The 15,424-nt window shown below is 70.5% G+C and carries 15 protein-coding genes; 8 read left to right on the top strand and 7 right to left on the bottom strand.

What is annotated here, in order from left to right:
* Positions 1-524: 524 nt before the first annotated feature.
* Positions 525-1,325, top strand: coding sequence for a hypothetical protein (locus tag XF36_RS32820; RefSeq protein ID WP_060715080.1), 801 nt, complete (start codon positions 525-527; stop codon positions 1,323-1,325).
* Here XF36_RS32820 and XF36_RS33080 read toward each other — a convergent pair.
* Both XF36_RS33080 and XF36_RS32830 read right to left on the bottom strand, forming a co-directional pair.
* Positions 1,292-5,176: a hypothetical protein gene (locus XF36_RS33080; protein ID WP_060715081.1), complete on the bottom strand. Its 3,885-nt coding sequence runs from the start codon at positions 5,174-5,176 to the stop codon at positions 1,292-1,294. The genes XF36_RS32820 and XF36_RS33080 overlap by 34 nt on opposite strands.
* 1,180 nt (positions 5,177-6,356) lie before the next feature.
* A complete protein-coding gene (locus XF36_RS32830) occupies positions 6,357-6,764 on the bottom strand; it encodes a hypothetical protein (protein ID WP_060715084.1) in 408 nt (135 codons plus the stop codon).
* 643 nt (positions 6,765-7,407) lie between these two features.
* On the opposite strand from XF36_RS32830, the gene XF36_RS28530 reads away from it, so the two are divergent.
* The 6 genes from XF36_RS28530 (at position 7,408) to XF36_RS32835 (ending at position 9,236) form a co-directional block, all read left to right on the top strand.
* Complete coding sequence (locus XF36_RS28530) at positions 7,408-7,632, top strand: hypothetical protein (RefSeq protein ID WP_060715085.1); 225 nt, start codon at positions 7,408-7,410, stop codon at positions 7,630-7,632.
* Between the two features lie 130 nt (positions 7,633-7,762).
* Entirely contained in the window at positions 7,763-8,047 is a 285-nt protein-coding gene (locus XF36_RS28535) for a hypothetical protein (RefSeq protein ID WP_060715086.1), read from the top strand.
* Positions 8,026-8,394, top strand: a complete 369-nt coding sequence (locus XF36_RS28540; protein ID WP_060715087.1) for a hypothetical protein — start codon at positions 8,026-8,028, stop codon at positions 8,392-8,394. The genes XF36_RS28535 and XF36_RS28540 overlap by 22 nt, the downstream gene beginning before the upstream one ends.
* Before the next feature lie 54 nt (positions 8,395-8,448).
* Positions 8,449-8,658, top strand: coding sequence for a type II toxin-antitoxin system HicA family toxin (locus XF36_RS28545; protein WP_060715088.1), 210 nt, complete (start codon positions 8,449-8,451; stop codon positions 8,656-8,658).
* Positions 8,655-9,038 (top strand): hypothetical protein, encoded by a 384-nt coding sequence (locus XF36_RS28550; RefSeq protein ID WP_060715089.1) that lies wholly within the window; start codon positions 8,655-8,657, stop codon positions 9,036-9,038. Before XF36_RS28545 ends, XF36_RS28550 begins: the two co-directional genes overlap by 4 nt.
* A gap of 21 nt (positions 9,039-9,059) precedes the next feature.
* A complete protein-coding gene (locus XF36_RS32835) occupies positions 9,060-9,236 on the top strand; it encodes a hypothetical protein (RefSeq protein ID WP_168169622.1) in 177 nt (58 codons plus the stop codon).
* Positions 9,237-9,300: 64 nt separating this feature from the next.
* On the opposite strand, the gene XF36_RS28555 is transcribed toward XF36_RS32835, so the two are convergent.
* From XF36_RS28555 to XF36_RS28575, 5 genes are all read right to left on the bottom strand, one after another.
* Positions 9,301-9,573, bottom strand: coding sequence for a hypothetical protein (locus tag XF36_RS28555; RefSeq protein ID WP_060715090.1), 273 nt, complete (start codon positions 9,571-9,573; stop codon positions 9,301-9,303).
* Positions 9,574-10,153: 580 nt separating this feature from the next.
* On the bottom strand, positions 10,154-10,909 hold the full coding sequence (gene istB, locus XF36_RS28560; protein WP_060714314.1) for an IS21-like element helper ATPase IstB: 756 nt from the start codon (positions 10,907-10,909) through the stop codon (positions 10,154-10,156).
* A 92-nt stretch (positions 10,910-11,001) separates the two neighbouring features.
* Complete coding sequence (istA, locus tag XF36_RS28565; RefSeq protein ID WP_145981219.1) at positions 11,002-12,261, bottom strand: IS21 family transposase; 1,260 nt, start codon at positions 12,259-12,261, stop codon at positions 11,002-11,004.
* A gap of 41 nt (positions 12,262-12,302) precedes the next feature.
* A complete protein-coding gene (locus XF36_RS28570) occupies positions 12,303-12,953 on the bottom strand; it encodes a hypothetical protein (protein ID WP_060715091.1) in 651 nt (216 codons plus the stop codon).
* Positions 12,954-13,512: 559 nt separating this feature from the next.
* Complete coding sequence (locus XF36_RS28575) at positions 13,513-13,872, bottom strand: hypothetical protein (protein ID WP_060715092.1); 360 nt, start codon at positions 13,870-13,872, stop codon at positions 13,513-13,515.
* A 150-nt stretch (positions 13,873-14,022) separates the two neighbouring features.
* On the opposite strand from XF36_RS28575, the gene XF36_RS28580 reads away from it, so the two are divergent.
* The gene (locus XF36_RS28580) at positions 14,023-15,174 is read left to right on the top strand and encodes an IS30 family transposase (RefSeq protein WP_060710806.1); all 1,152 of its coding nucleotides are present in this window, start codon (positions 14,023-14,025) and stop codon (positions 15,172-15,174) included.
* Positions 15,175-15,424: the final 250 nt, after the last annotated feature.

Consider the following 15,424-nt stretch of genomic DNA (forward strand, 5'->3'; position numbering starts at 1 on the left):
GGCCCCTTCGCCATGCCCACCCATCGAACGAACCGGACCGGATCCGCCGCCAGCCGATCACGCGGTCAATCCGCAGCTCCGTGAATCACCAGGGCTAGCTTGCCGTGTCAAGATCTACAGGGCTCTGACCTGCGTTTTTGCTTGGGGGACTCTCCGAGTGAGGCCGGGTCCAGGGCGGCGCCCTGGCCCCCGGGAGGGGGCGGCCCGAAGGGCCGATCTGACTTGGGTGAGGACCAGACCTGGCCTGTGGAGGGTGGGGGTCTCTCCTCGCGTCGGCAGGACGGCGCTCTGCCCGAGGTTCTGTGGAGCTGCCAGGCTCGCCGCAGGCGACCGCGGAGCGGCCGGAGCGCAGCGGAGGGCCTGGTGGCGGAGCAGGTTCTCGGGCACCGTCCTGATGCCGACGCGAGGAGAGATCCCCACCCGGCTCGCCGGCGGGACTCACCCCCGGCCCCACAGCCGAAGCTGTCCCCACACGAACGGCCTAGTGCGTTGATGGTCGTTCCTGTGCGGCACAGGCTGGGCCCATGACGGAGAACCTCTGGGCTGCGCTGGCTCCCGGCGCCCCCTTCACCTCTCGTTCGCTGGCGCACCTGCAGCTCGCCGAGACCGCGCGGGAGCTGTCGGATTGGGCTCGTCATCTGGTGCCGTCCGGGCGCCGCCCGGATCAGGCCTACGACGGCACCCTTGTCACCGATGCCGCTGCGCTCGTCGAGCTCGCCGGGCATGTGCTCACTGCCGCGGTGCTGGTCGAGCGGCAGGACGGCTGTGGCTGGGGCGCGATCGCCGAGGTCCTCGACGTCGCGGAGGCCGCCGTCCGACAGCGCTGGGAGCCCATCACCGATGTCTGGAGCCAGGAGCAGCCGGGCTGCTCACCTCACGCCGCAGTGCAGGAGGCGTCGAGGGCCGAGCAGCTGCGCACCCTGGACGCGTGGGTGGTCCGGCATCGCGACCCTGGCGACCCCGATCACGGTCCGGCGCCGGTGTCCGCGGTCCTGGAGCGGCAGCACCCCTTGCGGGAGCTGGTGCACCTGCAGGGGCTGGACCGGCTCCGGGCTGAGGAGTTCGGTGCGGCCTCGGTCGAGCGGCGTGCTGTGCTGGAGCGCCTGATCCAGGTGCACCAGACCCTCGTCGACCGCGCAGGCACCGATGAGCAGGACCGCCAGGAGCATCGTGCCCAGGTCACCCGGCTGCAGCGCCTTCTCGGGGATCTGGGAGCCACGAGCGGGGATGGGGGACCTGCTCCGGCGTGTGAGTGGTGGACGGTGACCGGTCCCCGGCCCGGGTGTCGCGGTCATCGGTGTAGCCCGCGTGCAGTCTGTCCCTGACCTGCGGCTTGGTGCTGTGGTGGCGATGCGCTGATCGCTGCTTCCGGCGGCGATGCTGAGCTGCGGTCCCTCCAGGCGTGGCGGGCGGCTTCTAGTTCCTCGGCCGTCGCAGCGCGCGGGGTCGTCGCGCTGTCGGGGCCGTCGCTCCGATCGGTCGTGGGCTGCTGGGCCGGCACCGCCTCGGCTTCCGGGCGCTGCCCGTTGGCCTCCTCGAGCATCTGCGTGGCGATCACCTCTGCTGTGGCTCGGGCGCTGGCGAGCTGGTCGGCGTGGGGGAAGGGCTGGTCGAGCCCGGCCCGGGCCTGTTCGGCTTCGCGGCCGGCCAGGCGGCGCTGTTCCTGGAGGGTCTCGGCGAGCTTGTCGAGACCGCCGAGCTTGTTCTCCAACCGCTGCATCAGGCCGGTGGGGTCGCCGTCGAGGAACTGGGACCGTTCGATGGTGAAGGTCCCGCGGGGCACGTCGACGAGGGTCAGCTCGGCGACGATGTCGTCCCCGGCCGGGCGGACGGCAGCGGTGACGGTGTGCCCGCCGATCTCGACGACGGGGCGGGCGTCGGTGGGGGCGCTGTAGCGGTTCGCCCGGGTCAGCGCGGGACGGAGCAGGTCCTGCAACGAGCGGCCGGCGTCACTTCGTGAGGTGTACGGGTGGCCCCAGACCTCGGCACGGAAGGCCTCGCCCCGTGTGGTGGTGCGGCGCGAGACGGCGGCCTCGACCTGGCGGAGTTCCTCGGTGATCTCCTCCCCGGCGCGCTCGGCCGCACGGACGGTGCGCAGCAGGTGGTCGTTGTTGCGGTAGTGGGCGCGTTCGAGGCGTTCGAGTCGGTTGACGTCGGAGTCGGCCTTGGCCTTCTCCATGACGCGGGGGTCGCCGGTGGCGAGTGCCTTGACCTCGTCGTAGGACAGTGCGGCGTCGCCGATGTCCTCGATCTCGCGGACGTCGAGGCGTCCGCGCATCATCTGCGCGATGAGCATCGCCTTCCTGGTGATGGTCTGCCAGGAGTAGGCGTCGAAGCTGCCCTCGGTGACGTAGCGGAGGATCTCGACCTCGGGGTTCTGGTTGCGCTGGCGGATGATGCGGCCCTCACGCTGGGCGATGTCGGCGGGTCGCCAGGGGCAGTCGAGGTGGTGCAGCGCGCGGGCGCGGGTCTGGACGTTCGTCCCGACGCCCATCCGCTGGGTGGACCCGATGAGCACGGCGATCTGTCCCGAGCGGGCGGCGCGGAACATCGCCGCCTTGGCCGCGTCGTTGTTTGCCTCGTGCATGAAGCGCACGCTGCCCTCGGGCAGCCCCCGCTCGTGGAGCTTGGTGCGCAGGTCGTCGTAGACGCTGAACCGGCCCTCGTCGTTGGGGACGCCCAGGTCACAGAACACGAGTTGGAGCGCGCCGGGGGTCGGATGGGGCTGCTGGGTGTCGGGGTGGAGGTAGGTGGTGTCGCGGTGGTCGCGCCAGATCCGGGCGATGCGGTCGGCGGCGATGTCGAGCTTGGTGGCCTCGTCGGTGTCCGCCCCGACGAGCCGGAGGTCCAGGGCTGCGGCCCGCCCCTCGCCGGTGATCGTCAGCATGTTCTCCTTGCCCCGTTCTGCGCCGCCGCTCCGGAGCAGCTCGGCTCGACGGACGAGGTCGGTGACGACATCCTCGCGTGCGGCGGAGCCCGGGACGACCACGGCTTCGGCGGTGCGACGGCCGTCGTCGTTGGCCTTGAGCGCGGGCACTGGGAGGTCGAGGTCCTCGGCGGTCTTGACGTCGGCCGAGACGTGCCACATGCGGAGCAGCTCGGGGACGTTCTTGAACTTGGCGAACCGGGATTTCATGCGGGGCTTGCCACCGTCGGGGGCGAGCTCGATGCCGGTGACGACCTCGCCGAAGGTGGCGGCCCAGGAGTCGAAGTCCTCGATGCCGGCCTCCTGGAGGAGGTCCGGGCGCAGGTAGCGCTGCATGACGTGCGCTTCGCTGACGCTGTTGGCGATCGGTGTCGCGGTGGCGAGCACCCCGACTCGGCCTCCGTGGCGCTCGCGCAGGTACTCCAGCTTCATGTGCAGGTCGGTGGCCCGGTCGGCTCCGGGCACCGCGGCGTCGGGGATGTTCGACAGGGTGCGCAGGTTCTTGAAGTCGTGGGCCTCGTCGACGGCCAGCCAGTCGATGCCGGTCTGTTCGAACGTGAGGCCGGGGTCCTTGATCTTGTCGAGCTTCTCGCGTAGCCGCTCCTCGGCGCGGGCGAGGATGCCCTCCATCCGCTTGACGTTGAGCGAACGCTCGCCACTGGCCTTCAGGTCCTCGAGCCAGGCACGGACTCGGGCCGATTCCCGCTCCTCGTAGCGGGTCTGGGTCTCCACGCTCATGGGCAGCTTGGTGAACGCGGACCGGGTGAGGATGATCGCGTCCCAGTCGCCGGTGGCGGCTCGGGCGACGAAGTCCCGGCGGCGTTGGGCGGACAGGTCGTCCTTGCCGGCGGGCAGGATGTTGGCTCGGGGGTAGAGGGCCAGGAACTCGGCCGAGAACTGGTCGAGCATGTGGTTCGGCACGACGATGGCTGGTTTGCGGACCATGCCGAGGCGCTTGAGCTCCATCGCTCCGGCGATCATCTCGACCGTCTTGCCGGCGCCGACCTCGTGGAACAGCCCGACGGCGGGCTCGGAGATCATCCGGGCGATCGCGGCCCGTTGATGCGGGCGTAGCGGGGGGAAGGTCTCGGCGATGCCGGGCAGGGTGAGCTCGCTGCCGTCGTAGGAGCGCAGCACGATGGCGTTGAAGCGCTCGTTGTAGACGCGGGCCAGGTGCTCGGCGCGCTGCGGGTCCTCCCAGGCCCACTCGCTGAAGCGGGCGTCCAGGGCGGTCATCTTCTCCTGGGCGGCCAGGGTCTCGGTGGTGTTGAGCCACCGTCGGCCTTCGTCGTCCTCGTCGTAGACGCGCACGGAGCGCTGCTCGAGTGCCGCTTCGGCGAGGTCGGGTGCTGCACGACGGGTCGTGCCCCAGGTCGAGGTCGCAGCGACGCTGGTGCCGGTGCCCTGGACCTTCCAGATGTTGCCGCCAGCGTGCTCGACCCGCAGGCGTGGGTCTTCGAGGGTCTCGCGCAGGAACTGCTGCACGTGCTCGGCTGAGATCCAGGGGGCGCCGAGTCGGGCGTGGATCTCGGCCGGGCCGAGGTCACTGGGGATGATCGGGCGGAGGGCGTCGACGTTGCGCTGGAAGCGGGCGTCCGCGTCGGCCGCGGTCTCGGCTGCCGCGAGCTTGGCGCGGACGTTGCCGGACAGGTACTCCGCCGCGACGACCAGGAGCCCGGGTTCGGTGGTGGGGCCGGTCGCGTCAGCGCGCGGCGGCTGCTCGAACACCAGGTCGCCGAGGCGGTCCCGTACCTCTGCGGGGTCGGTCTGCAGGAGTGCGGCGATGTGGTTGGTGTTCACCGCGCCGTAGGTGTCCAGGCAGATGGCCAGGGCTTCGGCGGGGGTCTCTGCGCTGGTGCGCGGTCGTCGCGGTGCGACGACGCGTTCGGTGAAGATGGCCGCACGGCTGGCTTGCCCGGTCGACTCGTCGTAGTCCTCCAGCGCGCGGACGACGGGCGAGTAGGGGTCGGCCCGGAAGCCGCCCTGGGGCGGGTACTGCTTGGCGAGGATGTCCTCCCCGGTCTCCGCGTGCTGTCGGCCGGTCCGGCGCCACGTGAAGCGTCGGAGGGGGCCGAACGTCTCGACGTAGGTGGCGTAGCGCTGACCGAGCTCCTCCCGCAGCCCGGCGATCTCGGCGGTGTCGTCCGCGGTGGCGGCCTCGGCGTCGAGCAGGGCCCGGGTGGTGTCTCGCAGCCCGATGAGGGCACGCAGCTCGGTCTGCTGGGTACGGGGCACGGGGTACTCGACCACCGCCCCGTCCTGGATGCGGGTGAAGGTTCCATCGGGGGTCGTCTGCAGGAGCCCTTCCTGCTGCGCCTCGGCCCCGTTGGCGAGGGTGATGACCGGGTCGGTGGTGCCGGGGTGGCCGGCGTGCGTGTAGCCGAGCCCGGTCGTGGAGGCGTGCTGGACGATCTGGCCGAGGGCGGCGGCCAGCGTGGTGTCGGTGAGGTCGCCGACGATCTGTAGCTCGTCGTGGCGGTAGGCGCCGTGCCCGAGCTGGGGGTGCCGAGAACCATCTCGGGGTTCTGCTGGAAGTAGTGGTTGACCGCGATCTCGCCCTGGTCCCCGATGCTCATCGGGCTGGTGTCGAGCCAGCTGTCGTCGGCCGGGGCCGCGCCGGGCTCGCGGCGGCGCAGGACGAGCAGGTCGGTCACGACAGCGGTGCCGGCGGCGCGCTGGTGGGCCTTGCTCGGGAGCCTGACCGCACCGATGAGGTCGGCATGTTCCCCGATCGCGAGACGGGCGCTCGGGCTCTCGGAGTCGAGGGTGTATCGGCTGGTCAGGGCGAGGACGAGCCCGCCCGGGTGGGTCAGGTGCACGGACTTGAGCAGGAAGTAGTTGTGGATGCTGTGGGCTCCGGCGTTGTGCACCGGGTCGGCCGGGGCGACCTTCGCGAACGGCACGTTGCCGATGACCAGGTCGAACGTGCCCTCGGGTGCCCGGGTCTGGACGAAGGACTCGTGGCGGATGGTGGCGTGCGGTTGGAGGGCCTGGGCGATGGCTGCGGTGGTCGGTTCCACCTCGACGCCGACCATCCGGGCGTTCTCGGGTGCGAGCGCGAGGAACGTTCCCGCGCCGCACCCGGGCTCGAGCACCGTCCCGCCGGCGAACCCGAGGTCCTCGACTGCTCGCCACATCGCCTTGGCGATGGTCAGGTCGGTGTAGTGGGCGTTCAGGGTGCTCCGTCGTGCAGCACTGAACTCGGTCTCGCTGAGCAGGTCGCGCAACTCGCGACGGGCCCAGGCGAACTCCTCACGTTGCGGGTCGAACACCCGGGGGGCTGCTCCCCACCCGGACCAGCGGGCGAGTGTGGCCTGCTCCTCCGCGTTCGCCGGCCGCTGTGCCCGTTCTACGTGGCGCAGCGTGCGCAGCGCGGCCAGGTTCGCCTCGACCCGCGCTCGTTCGCCGGAGGGAGCGAGATCGTCCTGCGTCAGTGGTCGGAACCGCGGCGCAGCGTCTCCTGCGCCTGCCGCTCCTCCTGGACGATCTGCTGGTACTCCGGATCCTCGGGACTCACGACGAGCGGCAGTGTCGAGCTCGTCGCCGGCGCCGCGGTCGGCTCTTCCGGCTCGATCTCCGGCTCCGGGTCCAAACGAACCCGTTCCTGCAGCACGATCGCCTCGGCGCGCATCCGCGCCCCTCTCATGCGGCCGACCCTGTCGAGGTAGCTCTCCTGCTGCGGATCCGGGCCCTCCAGCTCCAGGGCCAGCGAGTCGATCTCCTTCGACACCTCCTCGCCTAGGTCCTGGAAGAACTGGGTCGGGTTCGGGATCGCTCGGTACCGGTCCGGCAGCCACCGGGCCCAGTACTGATGGGCCATCGCTCCGTAGTCCGTCATCTCGCGCCTCGCTGCTGTGGCTCGCCGCCGCTGTCCCCGGTTCGTCGGTCGAGGGTACGACTTCCGGGAGTTGTGTTGTTGGACCGTCGACGGCTGGACTTTGCGTTTCGTTGCCGCCCTCTGAGACTCCCAACAGAAGGTCGTCGAAGGAAAGCTGATTCGCTGGGTCGCTTCGTCGGCTCCGGCGGGCCATCACAGCACCCCGATAGAGTCGGCAGAAAATGCCGCAATGACACGCGCCGAACTACTGCGAGAACCGCACTCGAGATCTGCGAAACCGCACTTCCGCAATGCGCGGTACGGCCCTCGTAGTCCTGTCTGCAACTCCATAGTCCCAGGTTACGCGGCCAGAAGACTGGAATCCACAGATCTCCCCGTCTTTTATGCTAGATCGCTTTTCATGTGACGCCCCCGAACTAGCAACTCGCCGAGCCGCTGTGGCGAGCCGCCGTCCACGCTATCTAGAACACTGAGAACTATCGACTACCAATACGGTCGCCCACCGTCCGCACAACTCGTCCGTACCGCGGATTCACTGTATGAACAGTAGAGCTGAGGGTTCGGAGCATTCGAATCTCACAACTCCAGGGCTGGCGCCGAGGACGCGCCGGGCGGGGCGGGCGACTGCTACACGGCCGCCGATGTGGCCGCCTGCGACGGCGCCGGGGAGCAGGTCCAGGGCGCGGCGGGGACGGCCGACGACCGGGTCCTGACGAGGCAGCTCGGGGACGGCGCGGCGCTCCTGCGGGACATGGGCGCGACCCTGGCCCCGAACCTGACGCCCCGCGAGGAGGTCGCTACGACGGCCGGGGAAGCGGTGTTCGGGCCGATCGTGGAGACATGCCGCGGGGTGTACGCCGAGGGGTGACCCCGGGGCGCCGGGAGCGCCCCGGTGGACGCCCCCGGCGGCGCGGTTCGGCGCCGGGCTCCACCGTGCACCGCGCCTTGGCCGGATGCCCGGTGGCGGGGCGGCTACTCGCTGCGCCACGATCGAGGGCGTGGACCTGACGCCCCTCCAGCGCGTGACACTGCACCGCCTCGTCGACGGCGGGCAGGCTCCGGAGTCGCAGCCGCGGACGGCGCTGCGGTGGCTGCGCCGGTACGGCCTCGTCGATGCGGACGGCCACCCCACCGACGAGGGGCGGGCGTACCTGGTCGAGCTGCGCACGGAGGTGCAGCGCCGATGGGACGCCCACGACGAGGAGGTGCGTCGGCGGCGTCGCGAGGACCCGGCGTGGGGGATGCGGGACGCGATCCGACGGTGGAAGGCCGGCGAGCGTTGACCGGCGGCGGGCCGTCCGCGGAGGAGCTGCCCGACGCGGCGGTGGCGCGGATCCAGGCCGTGTCCGACGATGCGCGGATGCGGTACGACGAGGTCGTGGCCCGGGACCCGTCGGTGAGGGCCGCGATGGAGGGCCTGTACGGCGACGAGCTGTCGGCGTGCGTGCACGACGTCCGGGACGCCTACCTGGCGGAGGGGATCTCCCGGGAGCGCGCGTCGCAGGCGTCGGAGGCGTGGTTGATCATCCGGTCCGGGGTGCGGGGCGATCTGGCGTTCGGTGACCAAATCATCGCGGATCTCGCGTCGGGGAAGCTGCGTCGCGGCGGTCGGGGCCCCGGCGCCCCATAGGATTGTTCACCCGGGGTGGACAACTCCGTACGTGGGAGCCGTACAATCGGTGGCGTGGTCCCCTCCATGAAGCTCCGCGACGTCGAGCGGGCGCTCCTCGCCCACGACTGCCGCGTGTTGTCCGAGGCCGGGCCGCACACCAAGTGGGGCTGCCCCTGCGGCGCCCACACCACGCCGGTCCCCCGGCACCGCACCATCTCTCCCGGGGTGGTGCGCAGCATCGGCAAGCGCATGGCGTGCCTGCCGGAAGGGTGGTTGCAGTGAGGTACTTCGTGACCGCGCGCCGGTGGGAGCGCGGATGGGAACTCCACATCGCCGACGAGCACGGCACCGAGGTCGGGGTGACGCAGTCCCGCACCCTCGGCGGGGCTGAGGCGATGGTCCGGGACTATCTCGCGCTCGACGACCGCGACGCAGCCGCGCCGGTCGAGATCCGGCCGACGTTCGACACCGCCGTGCAGGAGCGCATCACAGCGTCCCGCGCCCGGACCCGCGCTGCGCAGCGGGAGCAAGAGGCCGCGGCGAAGGAGTCCCGAGCCGCCGTCGCGCTGCTCGACGATCTCGGGCTGTCCGGGACGGAGATCGCGAGCGTGCTCCGGCTGTCCCGGTCCCGGGTGTCGGACCTGCGGAAGGCGTCCCGGTGACGTGGGGAGAGGATGGCCGGCGTGAGTGATGAGACCGCGCCGCAGGACGTCCCGACCGTACGAACCCGGGCGGCTCTGTTGGGCGACCGACTCGCGATGCACTTCGAGGCCGGGCGAGTTCGCCTCAACGGTGTCCAGGTGACCGACCTGGATACCCCGGCCCCGGAGGGCATCCGGATCGTCATCGCTGGGACCTGACGACTCCGCCCCGGTCTCCTTCCGGGACGGCCGTCGTCGTCTGGGGCGGTGCGGTCGGTCGTGGTCAGTACCGCAGGTTGTAGAGCGACCAGCTGGTTTCCTGGCTCTGGGTCGGGTTCCCGTTGGAGATGCAGCGGTACTCAGAGGTGTCGGGCCTGCCCCGGTAGGCAGCGATCGCCTCCTCGCACGCACCCCTGTTCGCGTAGGTCGCGACGTAGCTCCAGGTTGGGGACTGGGCAGGGGTAATGGGGGCTGCGACGGCGACCCCGGCACCGACCGACGTCAGCGTGGCGACCCCGAGTGCGAGGCCGATCATCGTGGACTTGAGAACCCGCATGGTCCTACTCCTCCTGCTTGGTGATCTTGGACTTGACGGAGGGTAGGAGCGCTCTCCCGGGGCCTCTCCCGGCTCGGCTCGGGGCTGGAGGGTCCTGCTGTGGTCGGAGGGCGGCCAGCTCATCGGGTCCGCCTGGTCCTCGTCCCGGACCGGTGCGGTGGTCCTTGGGGACCGCTCGACGGGAGGTCGCGGGCTTCGCGCAGCTCGCGGAGGTGCTCGCTGAGCGCTTCCCTGGCGGCCATCCGCGCCCCTCGTCCCGCCGGCCGGTCCCGCAGCGCCTGTGCCGGCGGCGAGGTAGTGGTGGGACTGCTACTTGTGCCGCTGGTCGCGCGCATTCGGCCGATCTGTACGGCGCGGATCTCGCCGAGGCGTCCCTGCCAGGGGCGCAGGCGGGCGCCGATGACCCGCAGGGGGTCGCGGGCACCGGTGGTGACCGGTCCACGCGGTCGGTCGGGGTAGTCGGGGTGGTGTTCGAGTGCGTGGCGCAGTCCGGCGACGGTCGCGCCGGCTGTCAACGGCGGGTTGGGAGTGACCCCGTAGCGACGGATTGGAACTGACCCCCGGCGTGGTGTGGTGATGGTCAGTCGTTGCTGGCGCGGTTGTGTTTGGCCAGGAGCTCGCGTCGGGCGCGGGTGCGGTAGGAGTCCCCGGACAGGGTCAGGACTTCGGCGTGGTGGACGAGGCGGTCGATCATGGCTGCGGCGACGACGTCGTCGGAGAAGGTCTCGCCCCAGCGGCCGAAGGGCAGATTGCTGGTGACCATGACGCTGCCTTGTTCATAGCGGGAAGCGATGAGCTGGAAGAACAGGTTCGCTGCGTCCTGGTCGAACGGGATGTAGCCGACCTCGTCGATGATGATCAGTTTGTAGCGGCGGATCTTCTTCAGCTCGGCCTCGAGCCGGCCGCTCTGGTGCGCGGCGGCGAGTCTGGTGATCCAGTTGCTGGCGGTGTCGAACAGGACCGAGTAGCCGGCGTGGGCGGCTTTGACGCCGAGCCCGATCGCGAGGTGGGTCTTCCCGATCCCGGGCGGGCCGAGCAGGATCACGTTCTCGCACTTGGCGACGAACGTGCTCGTGGCCAGGTGGGCCAGGATGTCGCGGCGCAGCGAGGGCAGATGGTCGAGGTTGAAGTCCTCCAAGGTCTTGACCTGGGGGAAGTGCGCGGTGCGGATCCGCATGACCGTGCCCTTGGACTCGCGGTCGGCGACCTGGCGCTGCAGCAGCGCGCCCAGATACTCCTCGTGCGACCAGTTCTCCTCACGGGCCTGGGCGGCAAGCTGTTCCCAGCTGGCCGCGATGGTCGGGGTCTTCAGGACCCGGGTCAGGTAGGCGATCATCGCCGGCAGTCCGTCGGGGACCGCGGCCAGCACCGGACCGGCCGGCCCCGAGCTCCCAGCGGGGTCGGTGGTGATCTTCGGTGGTGTGGTTGTCATGAGCTGCTCGCTTCCTCGGCAGTGGAGACGAAGTCGACACCGAACAGGGCGTCGTAGTCGGGCAGTGCGCGCAGGGTCACCGGGTGGCCGTCGAGGTGACGGCGTGCTGCGGCCTGTCGGGTGTTGCGGTCGTGGGCCAGGGCGCGGCGCATCGCCGCGGCGGTGTGCTGGTGCGCCGGGTCGGTGATCACCGCGTGGCGGGCCCAGCTGCGGTCGTGACGGGCGACGACCTGGCCGGCGCAGTAGACGACGACCTCGCGCGGTGAGGCGGCGACATCGACGAACCGGCCGATCATCTGCGGATCCACGGAGTAGTCGTTGGCATCGACGCGGACGTAGTAGTCCCGTGCCAGCCGGATCCGCTGGGCCAGCCCGATCGGCGGGTCCAGCGGCGGCAGCGGAGTCATCGCCGCGTAGTCGTGGGCGAGCACGTCCACCGGGCGGCCGCCGATCGCTCGGACGGTGCGGGTGTTGGCCCGGGCCAGCCAGTCGTCGATCTGGTGGTTGAAGTCGGCTGGGGAGGCGAAGCGACGTCCGGGCAGGAACGAGGTCTCGAAGTAGCCGTTGTTGCGTTCGACCAGCCCCTTGAACTCCGGATCCCGCGGTGGGGCAAGCCGGATCCGGGTGGCCAGAGTGCCGGCGAACGCAGCGGCCGGTGCCGAGACCCGCCCGGTCCCGCCGATCGCAGACTCCCGGTCCCAGACCAGCGTGCGGGTCACCCGCCCGACGTCGCTGATCAGCTGCCACATCCCGGACAGGATGTCCCCGGCCTGGCGCGAGGGGATCATCGTCGCGGACAAGAACCGCGAGTAGCCCAGCGTCATCACCAGCACCGGTAGGACCCGTTCCTGGCCTGGGCCGACGGGGATCGTGGTCTCGGGGAACCACAGGTCGCACTGGGTGATCTCGCCCGGTGCGTAGGCGACCCGGTCGACCGGGTCGATCCCGACATACTCGGGGCGGATCTGGCGGATCCGGTCCTTGAGCACGGTCAGCGAGTGCTCCCACCCGATCCGCTCTGCGATCACCGTGGCCGGCATGCGTGGGAACTGCGCCAGCAATGCCCGCACCTGCGGCTCGACCGCATCCGCCAGCGATCCCCGCGGGCCCCGTTCCCGCTTCGGCGGGCCCGGCGCCCGCAACGCGGAGCGCACCGTGTTGCGGGCCACCCCCAGCCGGCGGGCGATCTCCTTGATCGGGACACCCTCGGCCCGATGCAGACGACGGATCTCGGCCCAGTCCTCCACCGACAACACCCCCTCAGCGTCGTGCAGAGGGGGTCAATCCCAAGCCGACGCTAGGGGGTCAGTCTGAGCCCGTCGTCGACACCGGCCTCCCACCACGGTTTGAGCAGCGACCGGGCACGCCAGATGTCGATCGTGCCCCGTTGTCGGCCTCCTAGGCCGAGAAGCGTGAGCAGGGTGAGGGTGGCTTGGTTCCTGGCACCGGGGGTGTCGGGGACGTCGTAGGGGTGCCACTTGCTGGGCTTGGTGGCCATCGACCGTCTGCCGCCCGACAAGGGCTTAAGACTCACATGGGGAGTGGGGAGGTCGCCACTTTTATCCACAGTGGTCTGAGCTGGGTGTTCGTGTGTGTGGTCGGTCGGCGCGGTGAGCTGGGGGAGGGGGCTGTGGCTGACCAGAGCGTAGGTCGGTGTGCGGCCGGTGTCGGTGCCGAGGAACTCGGCGCTGGCTCCGGCTTCGACGACGACGAGCAGGCCGCGGTCGCGGGCCCAGGCCAGGACGCGGGACACGGTGCGGGCGGCGCGGCCGCCGGCGGCACCGAGGCGGTCGGTGGTGAGCCCGGTGATCAGGCCGGTGTCCCAGTCCATGTGGCAGACCAGGCGACGCAGGATCGCAGACCAGCTGGCGCGCTTGTCCGAGCGCCACTCCTCGTCATCGACGAGGCGGGCGATGTATTCGAGGGCCTCGGGCTGGGAGGTCAGCACCCGCCACTCGAGGTCGATGAAGTTGCGCCACCCGGGGTGCGGGGTGAACCCGCGGGCGTGTCGGGCGCGAGCGCGGGTGACACCGCGGGCGCGCGCCCGGGCGGTAGGAGGCAGGGCGCGGCTCGGGCGCCCGGGCCCGCTGGTGGGGCCCGCGGGCGGGCGGGCGGCGCGGCCGCGTGGGGTGCGCCGGGCCCTGGCGGTGTAGCGGATGCCGAAGTCACCGGCGGGCGGTTGCGCGCCGAGGGGGAGCTGGTGGATGAGGCAGAGGTCGGAGGTGGGGCCGGAGGCCAGGGTGAACGCGCCGTGCTCGTAGCAGCGGATGCAGAACCCGGTCTCCGCCGCTGGTGAGCGGCGGTTTTCCGGGCATGACGAATTCGCCCCGTGTCTAAGGTGGTTGGCTCCCGGCCCAGGATGTATCCTGGACACGCGAAAGCGCCCCTTCTTCGCAGGTGGGGTAACGGCCCCGGTTCGCCGGGGCTACGGCATCAGGTGGGTGCAGGTCCGGCTGACGCGAGAACGATCCGAGGCGGTCTCCTGGCAGGGAGACCGTCTCGTTCTTTTAGGAGGCCTTGGTCAGGGGCTGCTCCGGGCGGTTGTACTGGACCGGGATCTGGCCCGGGATCTCGTTGCGGTAGCGCAGGCCCAGGTGGATCAGTGAGCCGGCGACGAGCGAGATGCTGCGGTCGCGTTCCCGAGCGATCTCACGGACGACCTGGTCGTCGGTGAGAGGGATCCGGGCTGTGAAGCCTGCTGACTCGCTGCGGGGGACTCGGAGGGGCAGCTCGTCTGGGAGCTCGTCGACGTGCTGAAGCCCGATGTTGATGAGCTTCGCAGCGGTCTCCGAGACGTACCAGCCGAGGTTGGTGGCCAGCGTCTTGAGCGCAAGATCGTCGGCCAGCAGTACCCGTGGAAGAACCACTGCACGCGGGCCCTTCGACGGGCGCCCTGTCGGTCTTCTCGCCATGGCGGTGATCCTGCCCGGTTTTCTGAAATCAGGACAGCGCGACACGCCCTTGGACTCAACCGGTCAGCGCAACACCCGGGTAGTTGATCATGATAGGGGTGTGGGATGGCGCGACTGGGACGACCTGGGATGTCCGATGCCGACCGCGCGGATCTGTGGGTCCGGTGGGGGCGTGGGGAGTCGATCAGTGACATCGCTCGGGCGATCGGACGCCCGCCGGGGTCGGTGTTCACGGTGCTCAAGTCCACCGGTGGCTACGTGCCGCCATCACGTCGTCGCCGACCGGGGACGCTGACCGCGGCCGAGCGGGAGGAGATCTCTCGTGGTCTGGCCCAGTATCGTTCGATCCGGGCCATCGCGGCTGGGCTCGGTCGTCCGGCCTCGACGGTGAGCCGGGAGGTCGCCCGCAACAAGGGTCGGCGTGCCTACCGTGCTGTGGACGCCGAGGACCGCGCCTGGCGCCGGGCCCAGCGCCCCAAGACGTGTCTGCTCGCCCGTCGTCCGCTGCTGTGTGGGTTCGTCGCTGCCAGACTGGGTGAGGACTGGTCGCCCGAGCAGATCGCCGGGCACCTGGCCAAGCACTACGCTCCGGGATCGGGGATGCGGGTGTCACACGAGACGATCTACAAGTCGCTGTTCGTGCAGACCCGCGGTGTGCTGGCCAAAGACCTGCAGAAACACCTGCGGTCGGGCCGTCCGATCCGGCGTAACGTGCACAACACCACCGGTGGGCAGTGGCGCTCGCAGATCCCCGGCGCGGTCTCCATCCACGACCGGCCCGCCGAGGTGACTGATCGGGCGGTGCCCGGGCACTGGGAAGGTGATCTGCTGCTCGGGCGTGGCACCACCCAGATCGCGACCGTGGTCGAGCGCGCGACCCGGTTCACCGTGCTGGTCGCGCTCGGAGGGCGCGACATGCACACCGTCGCCCACCAACTGTCCCGGCAGATGGCCCGACTGCCCGAACACGTCCGCAAGTCGCTGACCTGGGACCGCGGGATGGAACTGGCCCGCCACACCATCGTCACCGCCCGGACCGGGTTGGACGTCTACTTCGCCGACCCGGCCAGCCCCTGGCAGCGTGGCACGAACGAGAACACCAACCGGCTACTACGCCAGTACTTCCCGAAGGGCACCCGGCTCGACCACATCACCCAGGCCCAACTCGACCGCGTCGCGGAACGCCTCAACACCCGACCGCGCAAAACGCTTGATTTCGACACCCCGGCTGATAGATTCGGAGCACTGTTGCGCTGACCGGTTGAGTCCAAGCCCACCATCTTTCAGAAAACCAGGCACCGTCATCGGCTCGAGATCAAGGCAGTGCCTCGTTCCTGGCGATGAGTCGCGACGCCAGCGTCGGCAGCAACGGACCGGTCAGCGCGGACGCAGACGCCACTGATGCAGGCGAGTCTGCTCAACGCCGGCAAGCGCCCGTTGCTGCAGCTGCTCACGGTGGCAGCCGGGTGGTCTATCTCGGGTGCCTGTCCACGCTGTCGCGCATCAT

Origin of the sequence: Pseudonocardia sp. HH130629-09 (assembly GCF_001294645.1) — a bacterium.
Taxonomy (GTDB): Bacteria; Actinomycetota; Actinomycetes; order Mycobacteriales; family Pseudonocardiaceae; genus Pseudonocardia.

What these genes read in the sequence shown, in the direction of transcription:
- XF36_RS32820 (WP_060715080.1), top strand. Translation starts at nt 525, where the DNA reads ATGACGGAGAACCTCTGGGCTGCGCTGGCTCCCGGCGCCCCCTTCACC.
- XF36_RS32830 (WP_060715084.1), bottom strand. Translation starts at nt 6,764, where the DNA reads ATGACGGACTACGGAGCGATGGCCCATCAGTACTGGGCCCGGTGGCTG.
- XF36_RS28555 (WP_060715090.1), bottom strand. Translation starts at nt 9,573, where the DNA reads ATGCGGGTTCTCAAGTCCACGATGATCGGCCTCGCACTCGGGGTCGCC.
- istB (WP_060714314.1), bottom strand. Translation starts at nt 10,909, where the DNA reads ATGATCGCCTACCTGACCCGGGTCCTGAAGACCCCGACCATCGCGGCC.
- XF36_RS28580 (WP_060710806.1), top strand. Translation starts at nt 14,023, where the DNA reads ATGGCGCGACTGGGACGACCTGGGATGTCCGATGCCGACCGCGCGGAT.